19 protein-coding genes are annotated in these 23,815 nt (G+C 41.6%); 9 read left to right on the forward strand and 10 right to left on the reverse strand.

Annotated features, from left to right (window positions below; genetic code table 11):
* Positions 1–47 precede the first annotated feature (47 nt).
* The gene (locus tag JOD45_RS11425) at positions 48–1,604 is read right to left on the reverse strand and encodes an ABC transporter permease (RefSeq protein ID WP_239549237.1); all 1,557 of its coding nucleotides are present in this window, start codon (positions 1,602–1,604) and stop codon (positions 48–50) included.
* Positions 1,604–2,665 (reverse strand): iron ABC transporter substrate-binding protein, encoded by a 1,062-nt coding sequence (locus JOD45_RS11430; protein ID WP_239549238.1) that lies wholly within the window; start codon positions 2,663–2,665, stop codon positions 1,604–1,606. The genes JOD45_RS11425 and JOD45_RS11430 overlap by 1 nt, the downstream gene beginning before the upstream one ends.
* 592 nt (positions 2,666–3,257) lie before the next feature.
* Between JOD45_RS11430 and JOD45_RS11435 the strand changes: the two genes are divergently transcribed.
* Both JOD45_RS11435 and JOD45_RS11440 read left to right on the forward strand, forming a co-directional pair.
* Positions 3,258–4,724, forward strand: coding sequence for a catalase (locus JOD45_RS11435; RefSeq protein WP_205004026.1), 1,467 nt, complete (start codon positions 3,258–3,260; stop codon positions 4,722–4,724).
* Between the two features lie 121 nt (positions 4,725–4,845).
* A complete protein-coding gene (locus JOD45_RS11440) occupies positions 4,846–5,172 on the forward strand; it encodes a CHY zinc finger protein (RefSeq protein ID WP_205004027.1) in 327 nt (108 codons plus the stop codon).
* A 139-nt stretch (positions 5,173–5,311) separates the two neighbouring features.
* Here the strand turns inward: JOD45_RS11440 and JOD45_RS11445 are convergent, their stop codons facing one another.
* Positions 5,312–6,895: an APC family permease gene (locus tag JOD45_RS11445; RefSeq protein WP_205004028.1), complete on the reverse strand. Its 1,584-nt coding sequence runs from the start codon at positions 6,893–6,895 to the stop codon at positions 5,312–5,314.
* 556 nt (positions 6,896–7,451) lie between these two features.
* Here JOD45_RS11445 and JOD45_RS11450 point away from each other — a divergent pair.
* Positions 7,452–9,008 (forward strand): hypothetical protein, encoded by a 1,557-nt coding sequence (locus JOD45_RS11450; RefSeq protein WP_205004029.1) that lies wholly within the window; start codon positions 7,452–7,454, stop codon positions 9,006–9,008.
* A 103-nt stretch (positions 9,009–9,111) separates the two neighbouring features.
* Here the strand turns inward: JOD45_RS11450 and JOD45_RS11455 are convergent, their stop codons facing one another.
* The 3 genes from JOD45_RS11455 to prli42 all read right to left on the reverse strand — a co-directional run bounded on the left by JOD45_RS11455 (position 9,112) and on the right by prli42 (position 10,899).
* Complete coding sequence (locus tag JOD45_RS11455; RefSeq protein ID WP_380898760.1) at positions 9,112–9,636, reverse strand: DUF420 domain-containing protein; 525 nt, start codon at positions 9,634–9,636, stop codon at positions 9,112–9,114.
* Between the two features lie 157 nt (positions 9,637–9,793).
* Complete coding sequence (gene msrA / locus JOD45_RS11460; protein WP_205004070.1) at positions 9,794–10,327, reverse strand: peptide-methionine (S)-S-oxide reductase MsrA; 534 nt, start codon at positions 10,325–10,327, stop codon at positions 9,794–9,796.
* 476 nt (positions 10,328–10,803) lie between these two features.
* Positions 10,804–10,899: a stressosome-associated protein Prli42 gene (prli42, locus tag JOD45_RS11465; RefSeq protein WP_205004031.1), complete on the reverse strand. Its 96-nt coding sequence runs from the start codon at positions 10,897–10,899 to the stop codon at positions 10,804–10,806.
* A 227-nt stretch (positions 10,900–11,126) separates the two neighbouring features.
* Here prli42 and mce point away from each other — a divergent pair, with 227 nt between their 5' ends.
* The 4 genes from mce (at position 11,127) to JOD45_RS11485 (ending at position 16,438) form a co-directional block, all read left to right on the forward strand.
* On the forward strand, positions 11,127–11,552 hold the full coding sequence (mce, locus tag JOD45_RS11470) for a methylmalonyl-CoA epimerase (RefSeq protein ID WP_338056088.1): 426 nt from the start codon (positions 11,127–11,129) through the stop codon (positions 11,550–11,552).
* A 16-nt stretch (positions 11,553–11,568) separates the two neighbouring features.
* Positions 11,569–13,113, forward strand: a complete 1,545-nt coding sequence (locus JOD45_RS11475; protein ID WP_205004032.1) for an acyl-CoA carboxylase subunit beta — start codon at positions 11,569–11,571, stop codon at positions 13,111–13,113.
* A 48-nt stretch (positions 13,114–13,161) separates the two neighbouring features.
* Complete coding sequence (locus JOD45_RS11480) at positions 13,162–14,280, forward strand: M20/M25/M40 family metallo-hydrolase (RefSeq protein WP_205004033.1); 1,119 nt, start codon at positions 13,162–13,164, stop codon at positions 14,278–14,280.
* Between the two features lie 700 nt (positions 14,281–14,980).
* A complete protein-coding gene (locus tag JOD45_RS11485) occupies positions 14,981–16,438 on the forward strand; it encodes an amino acid permease (RefSeq protein ID WP_205004072.1) in 1,458 nt (485 codons plus the stop codon).
* Positions 16,439–16,635: 197 nt separating this feature from the next.
* On the opposite strand, the gene JOD45_RS11490 is transcribed toward JOD45_RS11485, so the two are convergent.
* On the reverse strand, positions 16,636–16,953 hold the full coding sequence (locus JOD45_RS11490) for a winged helix-turn-helix transcriptional regulator (protein WP_205004034.1): 318 nt from the start codon (positions 16,951–16,953) through the stop codon (positions 16,636–16,638).
* Between the two features lie 129 nt (positions 16,954–17,082).
* Between JOD45_RS11490 and JOD45_RS11495 the strand changes: the two genes are divergently transcribed.
* The gene (locus JOD45_RS11495; protein WP_380898763.1) at positions 17,083–17,499 is read left to right on the forward strand and encodes a DoxX family protein; all 417 of its coding nucleotides are present in this window, start codon (positions 17,083–17,085) and stop codon (positions 17,497–17,499) included.
* A 122-nt stretch (positions 17,500–17,621) separates the two neighbouring features.
* Here the strand turns inward: JOD45_RS11495 and JOD45_RS11500 are convergent, their stop codons facing one another.
* Entirely contained in the window at positions 17,622–19,019 is a 1,398-nt protein-coding gene (locus JOD45_RS11500) for an amino acid permease (RefSeq protein ID WP_205004036.1), read from the reverse strand.
* A 307-nt stretch (positions 19,020–19,326) separates the two neighbouring features.
* On the opposite strand from JOD45_RS11500, the gene JOD45_RS11505 reads away from it, so the two are divergent.
* Positions 19,327–20,556, forward strand: coding sequence for a DNA polymerase IV (locus JOD45_RS11505; protein WP_205004037.1), 1,230 nt, complete (start codon positions 19,327–19,329; stop codon positions 20,554–20,556).
* 19 nt (positions 20,557–20,575) lie between these two features.
* Here JOD45_RS11505 and JOD45_RS11510 read toward each other — a convergent pair whose 3' ends face one another.
* Both JOD45_RS11510 and nagE read right to left on the reverse strand, forming a co-directional pair.
* Positions 20,576–21,493 carry a DUF7916 family protein gene (locus JOD45_RS11510; protein ID WP_205004038.1) on the reverse strand — a complete coding sequence of 306 codons (918 nt, stop codon included), beginning with the start codon at positions 21,491–21,493 and terminating at the stop codon, positions 20,576–20,578.
* A 56-nt stretch (positions 21,494–21,549) separates the two neighbouring features.
* Positions 21,550–23,505 carry an N-acetylglucosamine-specific PTS transporter subunit IIBC gene (gene nagE / locus JOD45_RS11515; RefSeq protein WP_205004039.1) on the reverse strand — a complete coding sequence of 652 codons (1,956 nt, stop codon included), beginning with the start codon at positions 23,503–23,505 and terminating at the stop codon, positions 21,550–21,552.
* Between the last annotated feature and the right edge of the window lie 310 nt (positions 23,506–23,815).

Consider the following 23,815-nt stretch of genomic DNA (forward strand, 5'->3'; position numbering starts at 1 on the left):
CCCCCCAAAAAGTACTGTTTCGCATATTTTTTGAACATGTGATGATATCAGAATTTATTTCTATGTCTGGTAAGCAAATAAGCAGGTATACCTGAAACGAGCACGAGCAGAGCCGCGAAAGGCGCCGCAGCAGCATATTCAGTATTCGACGTATGCGTCCATACTTCAGTAGCAAGCGTATTAATCCCTGTTGGACGAAGCAATAATGTTGCCGTTAATTCTTTCATTCCCTCAAGGAATACGAGAGTTGCACCTGATCCGATTCCGGGCAGGATAAGCGGCAAAGTGACAGAGAAAAAGACCTGAAATGGCCGTTTTCCAAGCGTTCGTGCGGTTTCTTCCAAACGAATCGGCGCCTGTTCTGCAGCAGCCCTGATGGATGCTAAAGCAAGCGGCAAGTACAATAAAGCATATCCGATCAACAAAAGAAATGTCGTCTGGTACAAAGAATAAGCATAATTAACAGAGAAGAATACGAGCGCAAGGGCAATCACTAATCCCGGCACAGCGCGAAGCATATACGGGAGTCTATCAGCTAACGTTGCTAAATAGCCGCGATAACGAACAGCAAGCACTGCAACTGGAATCGCAAAAATGATTGTGAAAAGGGCGCCGCCGAAAGCCAATCCGAGTGAAGAAATAATGGCAGTCCCTAACTCATAGATTGGAAAGGCTCTGGAACTACCAATAATCAGCCAATAGACAAGCATCGCCATAGGTACGCCGATGGCTAACAAAGCCAGCATAATGAAAAAAACGATGACTAACGGCATTGTTTTTCCAAGCGGGACGCGTTTTCTTAGTCTAGCGACGCCTTTGCCAATTCTAGCATAGCGCGCACGCCCTCGGACTATCACTTCAAAAAACAGTAATATAAGGCAAAGAACGAGCAGAACGGCAGCAAGCATGGCCGCTGAAGCGTTGCTGAATGCCAATTGATACTCATCATAAATAGCAGTTGTAAATGTTTCAAACCTTAATAATGATAAAGCGCCGAATTCCGCAAGCATATGCAATGCAATAAGAAGCGCTCCTCCAAATAAAGCAGGGCGCGTTTGCGGAAGGATCACCCGCCAGAAAGTTCGCCACTGGCTGTAGCCTAATGAGCGAGCTGTTTCTTCTAATGCCGGATCCATGCCCCGCAAGGAAGCTGCTACGGGAAGGTGAACAAGCGGATAGCTTGACAGCGTTAGTATTAATGCCGCGCCGCCGAACCCCTGCAGCTTAGGGCTTAATGAAACCCAGCTGTAACTGCTGACAAAGGCAGGAACAGCGAAAGGCAATGTCAATATAACATTCCATATCCTTCTTCCCGGCAAATTGCTCCTTTCAATGCACCAAGCTGTTATTAAACCGATAGTCATTGAAGCCAGTGTAACGGTTGCAGTCAAAAGAACAGTATTCCTAAGCAGCTCATAAACTCTCGGCCGAAATATTAACTCAATCGCAGTATGCCATCCTGCTTGTTTAGCTCTTAGTATGATATATACTAAGGGCAGCAAAACAAATAGAATGACAATAATTGTCGGTACAAACATCCATAGCGGAGGAAAGTGAATTTTCCTCCGCTGATGGCATTTACCGTTCGATATGAACCCAAGCATTAGTTTAAGCCGACCTCTTGCAGAAGCTTCAATGCTTTTTGGCCGTCACCTAGATCGGAAGGCGAGAGATGAGGAGGCTCAAGTTCATTTAACGGTTTAAGATCATATTTAGATGTGACACCTGGGTGAAGCGGATATTCTTCGCTATTTTTAGCCAGAACTTCCTGTCCTTCTTTGCTGGTTATAAATTTAAGGAATTCATCCGCTTCTTTTTTATGTTTGGCTGATTTAAGTTCTCCGGCACCGGAAATCGTGATTAAACCGCCCGGATCTTGGTTTTTAAAGTAATAAAGCTTAGAATGCATTTTGTCTTTGCCTAATTCGCTTGCTTCACGGAACCAGTAGTAGTTGTTGATAAGAGCAGTTTCCACTTGGCCGCGGCGAACCGCATCTAATGCTGCACCGTTGTTATTGTATTTTTTGCCGTATTTTTTGAGGCCTTCAAGCCATTTCTTTGCGACGTCGTCTCCTTTAGTTTTTGCGATAGCAACAACTTGCTCTTGGAAAGCGCCGCTTGTTGGAACATAACCGACTTTGCCTTTCCACTCTGGTTTTGCAAAGTCGAGAACAGACTTAGGCAATTCCTTTTCAGAAATCATATCAGTATTGTAAACGGCAACACGCGTCCTTGCTGTTACGCCGATCCAATCACCGTTCTTATCACTGTATTGTTTAGGCACCTGCTTAAGTGTATTTGAATCAACTTTTTCCAGCATGCCTTTATCGGCAAGCATTGCTAAAGGCGTAGATTCCTCTGAATAGAAGACATCCGCAGGCGAGTTCTTGCCTTCTTCGGCAATTTGGTTGGCGAGTTCACTGCTTCCGCCATTGCGCACTTTAACTTTAATGCCGGTCTTTTCCTCGAAAGCCTTTACCAATTTTTCTGTCGTTTGTTCGTGCTGTCCATTGTATATTGTTAAAGTCTTTGAATCTGATTTCGAAGACTCTGATTTGCCGGCCTGAGATGAATCATTCGCACTGCCGCACGCACTCATGACTCCAAGCGACAATACAGTTGCCCCAACCATAAGTCCATAACGAAGTCTTTTAGTTGTTTTCATTAGTCATCCTCCTTATGTAGTTCAATAGTAGGTATTATACTAGGTTGGAAATGATAATCATTATCACTACACAGCATTTTTATTATTTCACTATATAGTTATCTTGTCAATCATAAATTCATATATTAAATATGATTTTTTTAAAAGGTTTTAAGGAGAGAAAGGAAGGGGGAGGCGGCGGCTCGCTTATTAAGTCTCATTAACCTCTGCCTTCTGCCGCCAAGATGATTTCTTTTTTCAGAAAAAGCCGCAGATCAATAAATTCGGAATAAGTTGTCCAAATTTCAACCTTTTTCATTATCCGTCAATAAAATGTATACATTGAAAATCATTTTCATTTTCATTTTTGTAGATTTAGTGATCGCGGTCATTTGCCCCTTTTTCTTCTTGAGGAATCGATGACTTGCAAAGCCCAGCTTTATTAAAAAGGTAGTTAAATAGGTTTTATCCTGAATAAAAACGGGGTATTTAATGAGTAAGGCGAAGTTTATAACTGCAACTAATTTATAATTATTATTAAAAAGTATTGATTTTTATTAGGTATCAATTATAATGTTAGTTGTAACCACTAAAAATCTGAGGTGAGTTTCTAATGACCGATTCAAATCATAAAAAATCCCTAACGACGAATACGGGTGCGCCAGTAGGCGATAACCAAAATTCAATAACCGCCGGATCACGCGGCCCTGTCTTAATGCAAGATGTTCATCTGGTTGAAAAGTTGGCCCATTTTAATCGTGAACGTGTCCCAGAGCGTGTCGTACATGCGAAAGGAGGGGGAGCGCACGGGTATTTTGAAGTCACTAACGATGTGACGAAATGGACGAAAGCCAAATTTTTATCAAAAGTCGGCAAACGTACGCCGGTTCTGGCGCGCTTCTCAACTGTCGCCGGTGAGAAAGGTTCGGCGGATACAGAACGAGATCCCCGGGGGTTTGCATTAAAATTTTATACAGAGGACGGCAATTATGATCTTGTCGGCAATAACACGCCGGTCTTCTTTATTCGGGATGCCATTAAGTTTCCTGATTTCATTCATACGCAAAAGCGCCATCCGGCAACAAATTGCAAAGATCCAAATGCGGTTTGGGACTTTTTCTCATTGTCGCCCGAGTCATTGCATCAAGTGACCATTCTATTTTCGGACCGCGGCATTCCGAGAACATGGCGCCACATGCACGGATATGGCAGCCATACATTTAAATGGACGAATGAAGACGGAGAATCCGTTTGGGTAAAATATCACTTCAAAACAGAACAAGGCATTGAAAATTTAACAGCTGAAGAAGCGAAGAAAATAGCTGGTGAAGATCCAGATTACGCTACACGTGATTTGTATCAATCCATTGAAAAAGGCGACTATCCGGCGTGGACACTATATGTACAAATCATGCCGCTTGAAGATGCAGAACATTACAAATTTGACCCTTTTGACGTGACAAAAGTCTGGTCGCAAAAGGATTATCCGCTGATTGAAGTTGGGCGAATGGTGCTTAACAAAAATCCGGAAAATTACTTTGCGGAGATTGAACAAGCTGCATTTTCTCCAGCAACAATTGTCCCTGGCATTGATTTTTCCCCTGATAAAATGCTGCAAGGCCGATTATTCGCCTATAATGACGCTCATCGTTATCGGATAGGAACGAATTATCAATTGCTTCCAGTCAATCGTCCTTTGAATGACATAAACAATTATCAGCGCGATGGTGCGATGCGTTTCGACAGCAATGGCGGGGCATCAGGAAACTACGAACCGAACAGTTTCAATGGTCCGAAAGAAGTCCCGGATGCCGTTCAAGCACCGCTTCCGGTCTCAGGCGTTGCCGAAAGTGCCGCTTATGATCGAAACGACCACTATACTCAACCAGGGGATTTATACCGGCTGTTAAGTGAAGAAGAACGTTCGCGGTTAGCGGCTAACATTGTAGACGCCATGCGCCCGGTCAAGAAGGACATTCAATTGCGGCAAATTGAGCATTTCCGCAAGGCCGATCCTGAATACGGCGAAAGAGTTGCGGAAGGTCTTGGCATCTCTGTTAATACCGGCAAACAAACTTAAGTTTGAAAGAAAATCCTATTATATCTCAATCTATGGAATAGGGCAGGCTGCTTATACGGCGGCCTGTCTTTAATTTTTGTATTATAATAAAGTTAGCAGTCTTTTAGATTCAGGAGGATTTATGGAGATTAAAGGACATAAAGTTTTAGGTGTTGACACAGATGAAGAAACACGCTGTAAGCATTATCACACGGAGAAGGATATTATCGCGATAAAATTTAAATGCTGCCGAACTTACTTTCCATGTTATGAATGCCACGAAGCATTAGCTGATCATCCTGCAGAGGTTTGGACGAGGTCAGAACAGGAGACAAAGGCTGTTTTATGCGGGGCGTGCAGATATGAACTTACAATCAAAGAATATTTGGAATGTGATTCAAACTGTCCAAAGTGCCGCGCTGAATTTAATCCGGGATGCCAAAGGCATTACCATCTTTACTTTGAATGAGCAAAAGTTAACGGCACCTTAACATATTTCATACGGAGCTGTTATTGGATAGAATAGGCTGAAATTCATGAAGAAAGATAGCGTAATATGTTAAAAAACGGAAAAGAGCACCTGCGCGTCAGCAGGTGCTCCCAAACGGCTAAGCATATTCTTTTTTCGCATTAAGTTCAACTCCATCACTTTCTTCAAAAGCAGGTGTTGAAAGTGCACTGGCAACGCCCCAGTAATAAGCGGCTAACGATATAATAATAACGGCAATCTGATCCCATGGTGCAGGCAAAATACCTCTTCCACCAAATGTCCCCAAATAGCTGATTGCAATCATAGCCAAACAATAGACAATCAGCCATATACTTGATTTGATTTGTTGAGCAAAAGCAATCTTGGAAGCTTGAATGATTTTCTTAGAAAACAGATAACCGATAAACATCATCATTTCTAACCCTATCAGCCAAGAGATCGTTTGCCATCCTGTCCAATAGACAATAAAAGATGCGATCAGAAAGGAAAGCGGGCCGATAATCGAAATGCCTTTCAGCTTAAATGGCCTGTGCAAATCCGGCGCTGACCGGCGCAGCGCCACCACTGAAATAGGGATTAAAATATAGGAAAGAACCGCAGCCGACGAGGCGACATTGATCAGTTTATCCCAAGATGGAAAAGGTGCTGTCCAAAAAACAGATAAAATAAATGTAAACCAAAGTGAAGGGCGGGGAACACCAGTCTTCTTATCGACTTTTGCAAATATTTTAAAGAACGTTCCATTTTTAGACCAAGCAAAGACGCCTCTTGCCGTCGCCCCCATATAAATGTTAGCTGTACCTCCAGTGGAAAGAACAGCATCGGCTAACATTGTATTGGCGAGCCAAGCCAATCCAAGCAGCACAGCAAGATCCGCAAACGGTGAACTAAACGACAGCTTACTCCAGCCTTTCTGAACAACGTGATCCGGCAAAGCGCCGACGAAAGAAAATTGAAGAAACAGATATAAAATAGTCGCTAACCCAAGCGACAGCAAGACTGCTAATGGAATGGTACGACCGGGGTTTTTGGCTTCAGAGCCAAAAATAATCGGCTGCTGGAAGCCCATAAAGGCAAAGGCGATACCAGCGGTTGACACAGCAGATTCAATGCCGCTGAAGCCGAATGGCGCAAATCCATGCATATGGAAGTTCGCTGGATGTAATTGGGTGAGCAAAACAATCACTGTCATAATTGGGATCACAAACTTAAGGAAGGTAATGATTGAATTAACCTTTCCGAAAACATTAACACTCCAATAATTTAAAAGAAAAAATATAATTAAAATAGCGAACTGAACAAACCAGCCGAGGAGAGTTGGATTCGCAGCCCCTAACGAAGGGAACCACTGGCTGGCATAAGTGCGCATGCCTTCCACTTCGAGTCCCGGGACAACAGAAGTGGCGATAAAGAACATAAAACTGGAGAGATATCCAAGGATAGGGCCGTGGGAATAATTCGGGTAACGGACAAGTCCCCCTGTATGCGGCAGCGCGCCGCCAAGTTCAGCGCATGTTAATGCTAAAAGTCCAATAGCGAGGGCGCCGAGTACCCATGAAACGGCCGCTGCAGGCCCGGCATAAGTAGCGGCTATTTGCGAGGAAAATAACCATGCGGAACCAATGATGGATCCTAAACCAAGCAGCGTTAAATCAACAACATTTAATTTTCTTTTAAAATCGCTCTGTTTTTCTAAATTCATGCCTAGAAAGCAACACCTTTCCTTCTATTTGAGTTTTTTCATGCAAAACAGCAAAAAATTTAAAACAATTTAAAATTGTTTATATTATATATATTATACACAAAAATGTATTCAAAATCATTTTTATAATCAAAAAATAAAAGCGATCATTTGGTTTTCGGGGCCAACATCAATGATAAGGAGGCTGCGCGAGTGATCAGCTTTCCATAGTCCTAAAATACTAGCAATGTATGAAACATCAAAAAATCTCAAAGATTTTTAATCTAAGGATCGATATTATCAAGTGATAAAAGAAAAAATGTGACTAAGCATTAGGTTTTGTGTACATCATGCTAATTTAAATGTGAGGTCAAAGGACTTACAAGCCGGAGGAATAAGTATCATTTTCTCCGGTTTTTTCGATTGCATTCGATACGATAGTGCTTTTGGTTTGTTTCTTTCGGCGGAATAATGTCAAACGGCGTCAAAATTTAGGAAAATAGGGTGAAGTGGAGCAGTTTAAAAAACTATAACATTATGATTGTAACGATAAAGATAGAAAAGAGAGGGGAATGATGTGATTAATAGGAATATCTTTTTTCCTGTTAAAAGAAAAAGCCTTGTTTGCTGTGTGATGATGACAGCTTTGTTGGCTTTCATTATTTTTATTTCTAAACCTGCATATGCTGTGTCGCCTCCTCCGGCAAGTCAAAGCTATTATATGAATACTATCGATACTAATACGCTTTATGACATGGGATATCAGAAAGGACAGGAAGATAATAAAACACCGGGTACACAAAACAGCGTGATTATCCTTGATTTTGGCAGTCAAACGAAAAGCGCCGACAGCGGGCCTTCTTTGTTTGGAGGGCCGGATGCTTCGCTTCAAGAAGTGGAGAATGCTGTTGAGGCTTATTCAAAAGGCTATTGGAAAGGGACAGGGTCAGATAATCAATCGACCATACACTTAGTTGTAGGAACGAATAATTCAAGCCAGGCGACTTATTCGAACGGCAAAGCATGGGCTGAGATGGTGAATCATATCGCCAGCTATAATGCTGATCACTCATACTCTGATCAAGTCGTTTTAGACGGCGGCAATGATATGGAACCAATATTTAATAGTCCTGACGCTACGAAAGAATGGGTGGATGGGTACGCTTCCGCCTATCGTTACTTTTTATATAATTATGGCAGCGCCGACGGCTGTCCGGCCGAAGATGCCCCAACAGGCTCCGGCAATGGGATGTGCAGCAATAATTGGACGCAAGAGGACATCTATCAAATCTCGTGGGGAGCCCCGCCGGCGTTGGCTATTCCCGAAATTTACAACGAATCCGGTACATCAGCGAAACAATGGCAAAATATAAGCAAATATGCGGCAGTACATGATCATGGCATGCAATTGAAAGGGGCAATGACACAAGACGGCGCCTGTAACCAACAAGACAGCAACTGTATAGCAGGAACAGATAATAAGCCTGAAGAAGGATGGCAGCAGCTATACGATCAACTTAACAAAGACCCTGATACCCGCCAGTCAGAACTTCCATATTCTACAGACATCACATGGTGGACAGATGAAACTTCAGCCCAAAGCAGCGATACAACTGTAAAATCGGCCTCTAGTGAACGGTCTGCTTCAATGAAAAAAAGCGATAATATTCATCTGCCGGCAATAAAGCAAGCGATTGAAAACCGGCACTTAAAAGATATGCAGCAAGCTCGCAATAAATATAGGCTAAAGGCTGATGTGAAGTCTATCCCTGATGTCATTCAGCATGACAAAAAATGGACAGCCAAAATACTGTCACACATTGATGATCCAATCAATAATCATCAGGTTAATTTTACCAATGGTTGGAGAGGAACTAATCAGAGCCCGAAAAGTAAAGGGAAATACTCAACCGTTGAAGCAGGGGCTCTTAAGAACGATCTTAAACAGGGCGTTATCATTGTCCACCAATTAAATAACAAACGATTGCTGATAAGTGAAAAGAAATTTAAAACACCTGGCAAACATGGAGCGGTTAAAGTTATTGAAAATCGTGGTGATCATCTTGTTATCAGAGCCAAGGATGGTTATGAATGGATTTTCAACACAGTTACAGGCAATTTTCAAGACAAATGATCGTTTTCAATGACAGGATAATGAGCATGGATGTTTAATCTCCAAATAGAAACCTCTCTGTTGCGATAACACAGAGAGGTTTCTTAGCGCTTATGTTATAAGCTTACTGATAATATGGGGAAATCATCAAATAAACAATAACGCCTGTTAAGCTGACATACAGCCACAATGGCATTGTCCAGCGAGCCCATTTTCTATGCCTTTCGACTTTCGTCTGAAATCCCCATGTTAAGGTGAAAAGTGCCAGCACGACAATAATCGGCGCCAATGTGATGTGTGTGATTAATACGAAAAAGTAAATATACTTAAGGATTCCTTCGCCGCCATAATGCGTATCTGGAGCAAATGAATGGTATATAAGATAGGAAATAAGAAATAAAGCCGTTGATGTAAACGCCGCTAAAATAAATCGTTTATGCATTTTAACGTTTTTCCTTAAAATAAAGTAAAGCGCAACTAATAAGAATACGAAAGTAAATGAATTAAAAATTGCATTTAATCTCGGGAAAATGGTGAGATCAAACGGCACGCTTTTATGGTTCTTGGGCATGAAAAATAAAACGGCAATGATAATGTTTACAACGATGGAAAATGTAATAATCAATGGTGCAAAATTTCTATCTTTCATGGAACGCTTCTCACTCATTATCATCTTCCTCACTAATAGTTTCTCTTAGATTATTGTAACATTTTCTTTATTGAACAAAAGTGACAGAGTGATGAAACATTAATAAGCAAATTGTTCATAAAATGACATTATAATTGACAACGGATCAGCAATTCTATTATTTTTCCCAATGTTTTTTAATAAAATCATTCCGTCCGGACGCTTGCCGCTCCTGAACGTATTCTTCCGGGTTTTTTTTATAAAAATGCTGATGATATTCTTCCGCTGGATAAAAAGTTGAGGCGGGCAGAATTTTCGTGACAATCGGCTTATTGAACCGTCCGCTTTTTGCCAATTCCTCTTTAGATTGTTCTGCCAAAATTCTTTGTTCTTCATTATGATAAAAAATAGCGGTTCGATATTGGCTGCCCCGGTCAAAAAATTGTCCGCCGTCATCAGTCGGATCTATTTGCGGCCAATAGATGTCAAGCAATTTTTTATACGGGAAAACAGCCGGATCAAAAGTGATTTGCACAACTTCATAATGCCCTGTTTCACCTGTACAAACATCTTCATAAGTAGGGTTTTTCGTATGGCCGCCAGAATAGCCGGAAACGACTTTATGGATTCCCGGATATTCATCAAATGGTTTGACCATGCACCAGAAACAGCCGCCTGCAAAGGTTGCTAGTTCGTATTTTTTTCCTTCCATCATTTTAATTCCTTTCATTATTCTTTAAATAATAAATTATCATAGGCGGTCATTCCATTCAATTCATCTGTAATCCTCAGACACTATCAGCTTTATTCATCAACTAATGGCAGACGAAAGGTTATATAAGAAAAGGCAGGAAGAAGTTAATGTTTTGAAAGGAGCGAGGAACTGCTGATGATTTAGAAGGGGCTTTATTTCTGGCTTTAAAAAAGCCGAAAACTTAGGCGATATACGGACAAAACGTTTCAGCCTTTCTTCAGTATCTTCTATACCCTCTTATGAAACGAAGGATTTTCAATTCCTGTTTGGAAACCTTCACTCTTAATGCCCCGTTTTTGTTCCTCTCCAGTTAAGAGATTCACGTTTCACGAGTTCAAACACCTTTATTTTCCAGTCATCTCATTGAAAAACTGCACCTCCAAGCATGATTTATGTTTAACAATCGGGGTGCAGTTCGTGATTTCAATCTTTTCTTATGAAAAAATCATGGCAAACGCTGAAGAAAAAGTCGTTAATATCAGTGCTAGAAGCATTATAAAAATGACGATTTTAAAAGTTTTGCGAGGCATATCTTTCCCTCCTATAAAAAACTAATAAATTCTATAAAGCAGAGGTTATATTATAACATTTATAACATGAATTCGAGATAAATGAAAAATTTTTTATATGTTAAGTATAAATCGCCAAGTATTAGGGCGGTCTATAATGGTTCATTTTACGGACAAGCGTTTTAAAAATCATAAATAGATTAGATTTGCGGTATTTTTGTGAATACTAATGGAAAGATGTATTCGAGGTGAAGAAATTGAAAGAGAGCACTTTTGAATCCCAAAACATCGATCATATTGGTATTGCTGTAAAATCATTAGAAAAATCGATTCCGCTCTATCAAGAGATTTTGAACTTTGAATATGAAGGCACAGAAGAATTGGAAGATCAGCAGGTTAGAGCGGCCTTTTTCAAAACGGGTCATAGCCGGATTGAACTGCTTGAACCGATGAATCATTTAAGCCCGGTGGCCACATTCATTAAAAAAAGAGGCGAAGGCATCCATCATATCGCCCTAAAAGTGGAAAATATCGATGAGCGTATTCAGCAATTAAAAGCCCAAGGCATCCGGATGATTGACCAAAAGCCGAGAATTGGCGCAAAAAAAGTGACTATAGCCTTTATCCATCCGAATTCAACACACGGCGTCCTTTATGAATTATGCCAACAATAGGAGAAGGAGTTATAGCATGGATATCTATGAAAAAATCAAAGAACTTTCCGACAAGCGTTATAACGTAGAACTGGGCGGCGGTGATAACCCTATCTTTAAGCAGCATAAAAAGGGCAAATTAACGGCTCGAGAGCGGATAGAACGATTGCTGGATAAAGGGACATTTGTTGAATTGCATCCGTTCATTGAACACCGCGCGCAAAAATTAGGTTTTTCTGATAAAGCGCCTGGCGAGGGTGTTGTGACTGGTTATGGTAAAATAGAAGGGCGGTCTGTTTATTTATTTGCCCAAGATTTTACCGTATTCGGCGGTGCGCTTGGAGAAATGCATGGTCGAAAGATTGCACATGTCATGGATCTTGCCGCAAAAACCGGCGTTCCATTGATCGGCTTGAATGATTCTGGAGGCGCTCGCATCCAAGAAGGTGTCGTGTCTTTGGATGGCTACGGCCAAGTGTTTTACCGGAATGCGGTTTATTCAGGCGTTATCCCGCAAATTTCAGTTATTATGGGATCCTGTGCAGGCGGTGCGGTCTATTCTCCTGCCCTTACTGATTTTGTTATTATGGTTGAAAACACCAGTCAGATGTTTATTACCGGACCTAAGGTGATTGAAGCGATCAGCGGTGAACAAATTTCCCCTGAGGAACTTGGGGGTTCAAATGTACATAACCGGATCAGCGGGAATGCCCACTTTTCAGCGGAAAGTGAGGAAGAGGCACTAAAGCTTGTCCGCCGTCTCTTAAGTTATTTGCCGCAAAACAGCGAAGAAGAGCCGCCAAAAGCAAATCCAAATAAAGATGACGATTATCTGGAAGATATATTGGATGCGGTATCCTTTGATCCGATGCGTCCTTATGATGTATGCAAAGTCATTCATCAAGTATTTGACGATGGCTCATTTTTTGAAGTGCAAAGCCAATTTGCAAAAAATGCAGTGATAGGATTTGCCAGATTGAAAGGCAGGACAGTCGGCGTCATTTGCAATCAGCCAAAGATGATGGCCGGCGGGCTGGATATCAATGCCTCAGATAAAATTTCACGTTTTATCAGGTTTTGCGATGCATTCAATATTCCTCTCGTCACTTTTGAAGATGTTACTGGCTTCTTGCCGGGCATTAAGCAGGAACACGCCGGAATTATTCGTCATGGCGCCAAGATTTTGTATGCTTATTCTGAAGCGACAGTGCCGAAGATCACAGTTATTTTAAGAAAAGCTTACGGAGGCGCTTACGTCGCGCTCAACAGCAAGTCGATCGGTGCTGATTTAGTTTACGCTTGGCCAAATGCTGAAATCGCAGTGATGGGACCAGAGGGTGCGTCTGAAATTATTTTTGCAAAAGAGATAAAAGAAAGCGGCGATCCGGAAAGAACAAAAGCGGAAAAAACCCGTGAATACCGGGAGAAAATCGCCAGTCCCTTTGTGGCAGCTGCCCACGGTTTGATTGATGATATTATAGACCCGAGAGAGACGCGGATTAAACTGGTGCAAGCACTTGACATGCTGTCAGGAAAAAAAGAAAGCCGCCCTAAGAAGAAACACGGCAATATGCCTTTATAGCAGGAGAATGTGATTCTCGCAAACATTTACATAGAAAGGTGATGCGTTATGGTTAATGAAGAAAGACTCGTCAAAGAATTTATGGAGCTTGTCCAAATTGACTCGGAAACTGGAGAGGAAGAGGAGATTTCCAAAGTATTAAAAGAAAAATTTACAAGTCTCGGCTTGAAAGTAGAAGAAGACAATGCTAAAGAAATCACAGGGCACGGCGCAAACAATTTAGTTTGCACGCTTGAAGGGAAAGCCGGCGGCGATACCATTTATTTTACGTCCCATATGGATACTGTTGTTCCCGGCAAAGGCATTAAGCCTTCAATCCAAGATGGTTATATCGTTTCAGACGGCACAACGATTTTAGGTTCAGATGATAAGGCTGGTCTTGCCGCTATGTTAGAGGCGATTCGCATCATTAAGGAAAATAACATGCCTCACAGCACTGTCCAATTTATTATTACTGTCGGCGAAGAATCAGGTCTTGTCGGTGCCAAAGCCTTGGATACGTCTCTTGTCAAAGCAAAGTACGGCTATGCTCTGGACAGCGACGGCCCTGTCGGAGACATTATCACTGCGGCGCCAACACAAGCGAAAATAAACGCCAAAATTTACGGCAAAACCGCCCATGCTGGAGTAGAGCCGGAAAAAGGCATCTCAGCTATCAGCATTGCTGCCAAAGCCATTACGAAAATGCCGCTCGGACGAATCGATAAGGAAACAACAGCGAATATCGGCCGCTTTGCCGGCGGAAAACAAACAAACATCGTATGCGATTACGTAGAAATCCTTGCCGAAGCCCGCTCGCTTGTTAAAGAAAAAATGGAAGCTCAAACCGAAAAAATGAAAAAAGCTTTTGAAGAGACCGCGCAAGAAATGGGCGGACGCGCTGAAGTGGACATTGAAGTTGCCTATCCGGGCTTCGCATTCAAAGACGGCGATCACTTAGTTGAAGTAGCCAAACGTGCCGCTCAGTCGATCGGCCGCGAGCCTCGGTTATTGGAAAGCGGCGGAGGAAGCGACGGCAATGTCATTGCCGGACATGGCATTCCAACCGTTAACCTTGCTGTCGGCTACGAAAACATCCATACAACCAATGAAAAAATGCCGATTAAAGAACTTTACAAAACAAGCGAAATGGTGCTGGCGGTTATTAAGGAAGTAACAAAAGCTTAAACACACCGGTATGACCAAAGGGCGTGTCTCGAATCTCCGGGACACGCTTTTTTATTGTTTAGTTATAATTTCAAAAAATGATGATGAGCTTCTAAAGAAACTAGAAGAAGGAGATATAAGTAACGGATAAAATTTGTTCCAAACTTCAACCAATCGTCTGTTTATGCTAGTTGACAGAGGTCAGTTCAAATTTGCCGATATCAGGCTTTTTTCATGCCGGGAAATCATACAAAAAATCCAAGCCTATTAGATTTGATGGTATATAAAGGCAGGAAGCATGATGATTATATTTTGAATGATGTCGAAAAAAGCAGAGTGAAATAATTATCTGAACCATTGAAATATAATGAAAAATAGGTATAATGATGATAGTTCTATATAAATGAAATGTGAAATGGCGTTTCAAATATCGAAATATTAAGAAAATGGAAGCGGTAACATAACCGAAGCGCTAACGCGGCGCTTTTTAAAAAGGACTTAAGTTAGGAAACGATTAATCCATCGTTCTAATGGCATAGGTTTATATACAGCCATGCCTTTTTACAGGATATATGGGAAAGTCAAGTCTGATCATACGATGCTCCGGCTTTGCTGAAATCATATCAGAAACAATGCTTTAAACTATTCAAGTAAAGTCTTCCCAAATCGCACTTGAAAACAAATGAGATAGGGAGTGTAGAATTTGGAAAAAACCATCCAGATGCTTGAAACAGGCGAGACCAGTTCATCAGAACATGAGTTGAAAAGAAATCTGAAATTCCGTCATCTTATTATGATTTCTTTAGGAGGAGCAATTGGTACGGGATTATTTCTCACCACTGGCGCTACCATTCATACGGCAGGTCCGGGCGGTGCGCTTTTGGCTTACATGATGATTGGAATAATGATTTTTTTTATTATGACTTCGCTTGGAGAAATGGCAGCTTACATGCCGATAAGCGGTTCATTAAGTGCTTATGGCACGCGGTTTGTTGATCCTGCTTTCGGTTTGGCGTTAGGTTGGAACTATTGGTTTAACGGAGCCATTACGCTTCCTGCAGAATTGTCAGCTGCGACACTCATTATGAAGTTTTGGTTTCCTCACAGTCCATCATTATTATGGAGCGGGATGTTTCTTCTTATTATTTTTACAATCAATGTCTTGTCTGTTAAAAGTTATGGAGAAGGAGAGTATTGGTTTTCATTTGTTAAAGTGGCTACGGTTATTATCTTTATTATTGTTGGGGTTTTAATGATCTTTGGCATTATGGGCGGACAAGCTGTCGGATTTAAAAACTTAACGATCGGCGATGCGCCTTTCCGTGGGGGTTTTATGACCGTTTTTAGCGTAATGCTTGTAGCCGCCTATTCATTTCAAGGCGTAGAAATGGTCGGTATTGCGTCTGGAGAAAGCGAAAATCCGGAAAAAAATATTCCTAGAGCAACAAGAACGATCTTTTGGCGCATTTTATTGTTTTATGTGCTGGCGATATTTATTATAGGCTTGCTTATCCCCTATACTAATCATAAGCTGCTTAGCGATAATGTGATGGTCAGCCCATTTACGATGATTTTCCAAAAGGCCGGCTTGGCTTTTGCAGCTTCGGTCATGAATGCTGTCATTTTAACGGCAGTATTGTCAGCAGGAAACTCTTTTCTTTATGGTTCTTCCCGAATTTTACATGCAATGGCTTTATCGGGTCAGGCTCCGCGTTTTTTAGGCAAAGTGAACCGCCGCGGGGTGCCGATATACGCGCTGCTAGCCACAACAATATTCGGAATTTTGGCATTTCTATCTTCTGTAGTTGGCGATGGCGCCATCTATTATTGGCTGCTTAGTGCTTCATCGGTAACTGGATTTATTAATTGGCTTGGCATTTCTATCAGCCACTATCGTTTTCGAAAAGCATATATTGCCCAAGGCTATTCATTAGATGATCTTCCTTATCGGGCAAAATGGTTTCCTTTAGGACCAATTTTTGCTTTGATTGTTTGTCTCTTTGTATTATTAGGGCAAGGTTATCAAGAAATGACAGGCGGGCATATAGATTGGAAAAGTGTTATATCTATCTATCTAAGTATTCCATTGTTTGTTTTCATATGGCTTGGATATAAATTGACGAAGAAGACGAAGGTCATACCTCTTAAAGAATGTGTTTTAGATCCTCAAAAAGATTAATGTAAACATAACCCGTTCTTCAACCATCCCTGATGGTATCAGCCGATTCCCCTTAAAGGGGGTCGGCATCCATTAAATAGACAGCGGCTTGACTATAATTCATAAGGTTCTTGAAAAGTTAAAGTGAAAATATCGAGAAGAAAGACAGTGAAACAGCTCTTCTTACATCAGAATACATAGATTTAATGATTTGCAGATTATTCTTCGATTGACATCCACGTTTGAGACCATTCTTCAATTTCCTTCAATACAGGGGCAAATGCGAGTCCTTTTTCAGTTAAAGAATACTCTATTCGAACAGGCGTTTCAGGAAATACCTTCCGTTTAACAATTCCGTGATGTTCTAATTCCTTTAGTCTTTCTGAGAGCACTTTACCGCTGATGGCAATAGAAGACTCAATTGTACAAAATCGTTTTGGACCAGAAAGTAATTGATAAATGATCAATGCAGTCCAACGATGGCTGAGTAAGGCGACTGCTTTTTCAAATCTTGGGCATATTGAAGATTGTTTCATTTCCATCCACCTCAATGATATTTTAAAACAAAGACAGTGCCATAACAAATAATAAATTTTATACTTGACAAAAGCAATTAATATTTATAAACTAACTTACATAAAGTAACCAAAGGGGGAAAAGTAATGATAGGAAAAAAGGAAAAAGCAGCTGCACTGATTTTACGCCTGTTTTTAGGATTAACATTTTTTATACACGGGTTTTCTAAGTTTCAGGGCGGTATTAGTCAGACAGAGAAGTTCTTTGAAAGCTTAGGTTTACCGGGATTCCTCGGTATCGTTACAGCGGTCATTGAGCTGGCTGGCGGTATAGCGGTTATTTTGGGACTCGGCACGCGGCTCGTATCTGCTCTGTTTGCTTTACTTATGCTGGGGGCAATTGTAAAAGTTAAGCTTAATTCAGGTTTTATGGGAGGATATGAATTTGAATTAGCCTTATTCGTCATCTCTGTTTATTTTATTTTTGCCAATCAGTCACTGCCCGCATTGGATCGTGTGATTTTTCGGTCAAAAAATGCTGATCAAGATGAAAAAGTTTCAGCTTGATTTGTACAAAACGAATATTCGCTGACAGTTGTTTCAGGTAAAAAACTAAGATGGGAATAGAAAGACCGAAGACATCGAATGTCTTCGGTCTGATTGTTTAAACGACAAAGATGAGGTTGATTTTATGAAAAGGCTTTATCATCTTCCCGGGAAATTTCTGCATCTGACGGTATACGTTTGCCTATTCCAAAAGCGTAATAACTTATTGTAACAAGACCGAGGAAACATATTCCTGCAATAAGCGATATGCGTGTATCATCATTAAACCACATACCGATTAATACCATTATTAAGAAAGCGATGGTCAAGTAGTTTGTTATAGGTGCAAAGGGCATTCTAAACGGATGGTTGTCCAGCTCAGTGCCTTTTATTTTTCGGAAGCGAATATGGCTGATAAGAATAACAAACCATGGAACCATTCCAGGAAGAACACTTGCGCTGTATACATATACAAATAAATTATCTGGAGCTGTATAGCTTAGAATAACACCAATGGCTAAACCAACCAGTACACCTATTGTACCGAGCAATGGGACGCCATTATGAGACAGTTTCGTAAAGATCTTAGGCGCCTGGCCATTCATTCCCAGTGTATAAAGCATACGGCCCGCACTGTAAATGCCGCTGTTGCATCCAGACATTGCAGCAGTAATGACAACGAAGTTAATTATTCCCGCTGCAGCCGTTATACCAACTTTCGCAAAAGTTGCGACAAAAGGACTGCCGATGGCACCCAATTGATCCCAAGGGTAAACCGTTACAATAATAAAAATGGCTCCGATATAAAAGATTAAAATGCGCCAAATGATGCCTTGAATGGCTTTAGTCAATGTTTTTTGCGGATCTTTTGCCTCACCGGCTGTTATCCCAATGAGTTCGACACCTTGATAAGATGCAACAACTAATGACAAAGCAAAGAAGAACCCTGACCATCCGCCTGTAAAGAAGCCCCCGTTCTTCCATAAGTTTGATAACCCGATGGCATGTCCGCCATTCCCGAACCCGAAGAAAATAAGGCCTAAGCCAGCGACAATCATCAATATAATTGTAATGATTTTAACCATCGCAAACCAAAATTCAAATTCGCCAAATGATTTAACCGAAATCAAGTTGGCTGCCCCAAGAATAATCATGGCGATGATTCCCGGTATCCATGCCGGCAAATCCGGGAACCAGTATTGCATATACGTTCCAACGGCAATAATTTCCGACATACCTACAATAACCCACTGGAACCAGTTGCTCCAAGCGGTTAAATAGCCTGTCAAAGGATGGATATAGTTGTGGCCAAAGGTCGCAAATGAACCTGTGCTAGGTTCTAAATACAACATTTCTCCCATTGCCCGCATGATTAAAAATATAAATATTCCTGAAACCGCATAAGCCAGCATGACAGATGGACCTGTCCATTGAATGGTGCTGGTAGATCCCATAAATAATCCAACACCAATCGTGCCGCCCAAAGCAATCATCTGAATATGACGGCTTTTCAAACCCCTATTTAACTCTTTATTTGTCATTGCGTCTCCTCCTACCATTAATTGCCGGAATTTCAAATATCAGCTCTCTCTTATAAAAGGGTATTCAATCTAAATGGAAATTCATTTGAGTTCAATAATTCAGTCGTTTTAAAATTCAGATGATTTGACTCATTTTTTATTATATCATGACGAACATTGACGAGAAAGAAAAGATACGCGGATCATGGCTGTTAATTTTTTTCATTTTATCGAATGAACAGCTTGTCTATTTTAAAATTATTGTTAAGAAAAACTAAGGTGTATAATATAGATAAGAGCAATGAAGATTTGATAATGGGTGATCAAAATGGATACCGCCAAAAAACGCGCTCGCATTATCTTTCATATTGATATGAACAGCTTCTATGCTTCAGTTGAAACGGCTCATGATCCGGAATTAAGAGGAAAACCGTTGGCCATAGCAGGTAAGGTTGAGGACCGCCGCGGGATTGTCGTAACAAGCAGTTATGAGGCGCGGGCCCAAGGCGTAAGGACAACGATGCCTGTTTGGGAAGCGAAGCGGCATTGTCCTGAATTGATCGTTAAAACGCCGAATTTTCCGCTTTATAGGGCAACTTCACAGCGGTTATTTCAGCTTTTGCGGAGTTATACGCCTCTCGTTCAAAAAGTATCTATTGATGAAGGCTATATGGATGTAACCGAGGTTGCGTCTGATATTCATCCGGTTCAATTAGCAAAATCAATTCAACAAAAAGTATTAGATACATTAAAAGTGCCATCAAGTATTGGGATAGCCCCGAATAAGTTTTTGGCAAAAATGGCCTCCGATATGAAAAAGCCATTGGGCATTACTGTTCTTAGAAAACGGGACATTCAATCAAAATTATGGCCGCTTGCGGTTGGAGAGATGCATGGCGTTGGTTCTAAAACAGAGGAAAAGTTAAAGAGAATCGGCATTCATACAATAGGCGATCTTGCCAAAAGCGATAAAGCGTATATAGCGGAGCGTTTTGGTTTGTACGGAGAAAAGTTATATGAAAGAGCCAACGGCATTGATCATCGAATGGTTGACCCTGAGGCAGAAGAAACTTTTAAAAGTATCAGTCAATCGACGACCTTATCTGATGATACAACATCTGTGGCAGTTGTTCGGAAAACATTAATGATGCTGGCGGAAAAAATAGAAGGAAGACTAAGAAAGAAAAAGGTATCCGCTTATCAAATCACTTTATCGATCCGGTATCACGACTGGAAAAATATCAGCCGAGGGCATACCGTTAAACAGCCGATACAGACCAAAGATGATATAATGGGTCATATTATGCCGATTTTTCATGAACATTGGGACGGCCGGCCGATCCGGCTATTAGGCATTACCGTTCAATCGTTCGAAGAACTTGGCCATGCCAGCAAACAATTGGATTTATTTTCTTATCAAAGCGATTTGAAGGATGAGCCGCTTATTCAGGCGATTAATCAAATAGAATCGAAATTCGGAGAAGGTATGATAGGTTCTGCTGCAAATTATAAAAACGCTCATAGGTCAAGAAAAAAGGACGCCGGGCATGATCATTGACTCATGCCCATGAATCGTTTTAGCGCAGAATAGAAGAGGCCATGCGAACATAAGTATGCCTTCTGCCGCGGATGGCGATTGAATAGGCCATAATATTTTCGGGGACAGCAATCCCGGTATAGCCGGCGTCGCCAATATGATGGATGTCAGCGCCGATTGATTTATTATTGAGCGCTATTTGTCGGAGGGTGCTTTCGTCTGCCCCTTCTTGACTTGTCCCTATGGCGGACATAGCGAGGCAGCCTTCTTTTTTTATAGCTTTGACCCAACTGAGCGCAACGTCATTCGTCACTCCCGGCAGCGTACCCGGGGAAGGGATTAAGACGACATCTGCACCTGCTTCCGCAAACGCCTTTATTGTTTCTTGCGAAAGGATATGTGATCCTGCCTCTCCTATAATGCCGGCTCCGTGCATTTTGCCGGCGATAATGAAACAATCATCGCCAAGCACCGTTTTCGCGGCTTGAACCGCCTCGATAATCTCATGGTTAGTGACGCCTGTTTTCGGGTTGCCTGTTAAACAGATAAAATCAAAACCTAATTCTTTCACGGCTTTAAATGTCTCTTTCGAAGCCATACGCCCTTTCGGCAGAGGGCTTAACTCTTCGGCGGCTTTTGCCTTCGGATCAACGGGTTCAAGGTTAACGCCAATCGGACGCCCAGTCAGCTTTTTCGCTTCTCCGATAAGATTCTCCGGGTCAATCGCTTCCCATCCAATGATTTGCGGCTTGAAGACATCAAACAGGTTAAATAATATTAAATCTGTGCCGAAAGCCGCCGCCAATTCGATATTAGTGACTTCTCTGTATAGCGGGGCAGCGGTCGGAATGGCCTCAGAAACAATAACTCTGCCTTCCGAAGCCGCGATGGCCTGCTTTAATTGCTGTCCGTTCATGGCTTTAAGATCTGAAGCATAACAGCTTATGAGTCTTTTCATGAATTCTGCCTCCTGAAATGGGGAGTCCCCTTACTGATAAGAGAACTCCTTTCTTGTTATTTAATCGTTATAATGCCTTTTGTTCCTTTAGTCATTTTTCCGGTTTTATGAAGCTCAATGGACTCATTTTCTTTTAAGTTCGTAAAAACAACCGGTGTGACAGCTGACAGCGCATGTTCTTTTATCAAGTTAAGATCCATTTTTATGAGGATATCCCCTTGTTTTATTTCAGTATTTTCTTCTGCTAACACCTCAAAGCCTTCGCCTTTTAAATCAACGGTATCCAGTCCAAGATGAATTAAGATTTCATAACCCTGTTTCGACTTGATGCTGATAGCGTGTTTGGTTGGGAAGATGTTAATGACTTCACCATCGACAGGCGAGATCAGCGTTCCTTCGGTTGGTTCAATGGCAAACCCGTCGCCCATCATTTTTCTTGAGAAGACCTCATCTTTCACTTCAGCTATGGGCAATAAGGTGCCATCTAATGGCATCATAAAGTCATCCGCAGTTAACGGATCACGGCGGCCATTTTCAAGTTCGGGTTCCGGAATGACTCCGGCTGGCGGTACAAATGACTGGTCTGATTGGATGATTTCCCTCATAGCGTCAGCCACAAATTCAACTTTAGTACCGACGATGACCTGGATGTTTCTTTTGCCCATTTTCATCACACCGCTTGCACCGTGTTTCTTTAACGCGCTTTCGTTTATTTTGCTCATGTCTTTTAGGACTAAGCGCAGGCGGGTAGCGCAATGATCAAGTGAATCAATATTGTCTTTGCCTCCGAGATCTTGCAAATAATGATAGGCAGCTTGTGTATATTTATCGTTTAATAGTTTTTCCTTAACAGCAGGAGATGAAACCTGTTGATCAAATAACCAGGAAGTATCGCCGGGGCCGTTTTTGCCGTCATCGTCACGTCCAGGCGTCTTTAAGTTAAATCGTTTTATAGCAAAATAAAAGACGGCAAAATAAATGAAGAAATAAACAACGCCTTGTAAGAGCAGCAGCAACGGATGCTGTGCTTTAGTGAAGTTTAAGAGATAGTCAATCGCGCCGGCAGAAAAACCGTATGAATCATGGACGCCCAATAAATTGGCGGCAATCAGTGAAGAGCCTGTCAGCAAGGCGTGAATCACGTATAGAAAAGGGGCCAGAAACATAAATGAAAACTCGATCGGCTCAGTCACCCCGGTCAGAAAAGAGGTGAAGGCAATGCCGAAAAAGAATCCGGCCAGCATTTTCCTTCGATGTTTGTGTGCGGCGGCATACATGGCAAGACAAGCCCCCGGCAAACCAAACATCATGATCGGGAAAAATCCTGCGGTGAATTTGCCGCCATTTGGATCTCCTGCAAAGAATCTTGTTAAATCGCCGTGAACGATATGGCCGGCGGCATCCTTATAAGTGCCGAACTCAAAATAAATAAGAGAATTGACGACATGATGCAGCCCTGTTGGGATTAACAGACGGTTGAGAAAGCCAAAAGCTCCCAGGCCGATGGCTCCGGAGTCAATGATCCAATTGCCGACAGCTTCAATGGCTTGTTGTACGGGCGGCCATATTATCCCGAAAATACCGCCTAATATAACCATAGCAATGGAAGTTACTATCGGTACAAAGCGCCTGCCGCCAAAGAAAGCCAGCCAATCCGGCAGCTGGATTTTGTAAAAGCGATTGTACATTAGACCAGCGAGAATACCGGCTATAATGCCGCCTAAGACAGCTAGATTAATATCTTTATTAATAGCGGTAGCCGCGGCTGTCAGGACAAGATATCCAACACCTCCGGCGAGACCGGCTGTACCGCTTTGATCCTTCGAAAAGCCTATCGCCACGCCGATAGAGAAAATAAGCGGAAGATTATCGAGGATCGCCTGTCCGCCGCCATGTATGAAAGGAATATTAAGCATGTCCTTGTCGCCTAAACGCACTAAAATGGCAGCTGCAGGCAGAATGGCAATCGGGAGCATTAAAGATTTGCCAATGCGCTGAAGAAAGCTTAACATGGTTGAACCTCCCTTTTGATTTCAATGACATAAAATAATGATAGCGCTTTCTTTATTGCCTCTGTATATATGGTAAAAATGGATTGTTTATTTCACCCCCTTAGATTGATAGATAACGGCGTATTTAGGACTTTTATATTACATTTTATGTATGGCTTCTCAGTGTAGACGGCCGGCCAATGAAAAATAAAAACGAGTTGTATGACTTTTAAAATAAATATTCCGTTTCGATATTTTATATGATATATCCGGACAATGAAATTTTGTTTTGCTTAAGTTTTTCAGAAGATCAAAAGCTGTCAATATTGTA

Source organism: Scopulibacillus daqui (assembly GCF_016908855.1).
GTDB classification, from domain to species: domain Bacteria; phylum Bacillota; class Bacilli; order Bacillales; family Sporolactobacillaceae; genus Scopulibacillus_A; species Scopulibacillus_A daqui.

Coding starts and splice junctions, on each gene's coding strand:
- prli42 (WP_205004031.1), bottom strand. CDS start 10,899: ATGCCTCGCAAAACTTTTAAAATCGTCATTTTTATAATGCTTCTAGCA.
- nagE (WP_205004039.1), bottom strand. CDS start 23,505: ATGTTAAGCTTTCTTCAGCGCATTGGCAAATCTTTAATGCTCCCGATT.
- JOD45_RS11455 (WP_380898760.1), bottom strand. CDS start 9,636: ATGAAAGATAGAAATTTTGCACCATTGATTATTACATTTTCCATCGTT.
- JOD45_RS11485 (WP_205004072.1), top strand. CDS start 14,981: ATGCTTGAAACAGGCGAGACCAGTTCATCAGAACATGAGTTGAAAAGA.
- JOD45_RS11445 (WP_205004028.1), bottom strand. CDS start 6,895: ATGAATTTAGAAAAACAGAGCGATTTTAAAAGAAAATTAAATGTTGTT.
- JOD45_RS11480 (WP_205004033.1), top strand. CDS start 13,162: ATGGTTAATGAAGAAAGACTCGTCAAAGAATTTATGGAGCTTGTCCAA.
- JOD45_RS11435 (WP_205004026.1), top strand. CDS start 3,258: ATGACCGATTCAAATCATAAAAAATCCCTAACGACGAATACGGGTGCG.
- JOD45_RS11490 (WP_205004034.1), bottom strand. CDS start 16,953: ATGAAACAATCTTCAATATGCCCAAGATTTGAAAAAGCAGTCGCCTTA.
- JOD45_RS11440 (WP_205004027.1), top strand. CDS start 4,846: ATGGAGATTAAAGGACATAAAGTTTTAGGTGTTGACACAGATGAAGAA.
- JOD45_RS11505 (WP_205004037.1), top strand. CDS start 19,327: ATGGATACCGCCAAAAAACGCGCTCGCATTATCTTTCATATTGATATG.
- JOD45_RS11425 (WP_239549237.1), bottom strand. CDS start 1,604: ATGCTTGGGTTCATATCGAACGGTAAATGCCATCAGCGGAGGAAAATT.
- JOD45_RS11510 (WP_205004038.1), bottom strand. CDS start 21,493: ATGAAAAGACTCATAAGCTGTTATGCTTCAGATCTTAAAGCCATGAAC.
- JOD45_RS11475 (WP_205004032.1), top strand. CDS start 11,569: ATGGATATCTATGAAAAAATCAAAGAACTTTCCGACAAGCGTTATAAC.
- msrA (WP_205004070.1), bottom strand. CDS start 10,327: ATGGAAGGAAAAAAATACGAACTAGCAACCTTTGCAGGCGGCTGTTTC.
- JOD45_RS11500 (WP_205004036.1), bottom strand. CDS start 19,019: ATGACAAATAAAGAGTTAAATAGGGGTTTGAAAAGCCGTCATATTCAG.
- JOD45_RS11430 (WP_239549238.1), bottom strand. CDS start 2,665: ATGAAAACAACTAAAAGACTTCGTTATGGACTTATGGTTGGGGCAACT.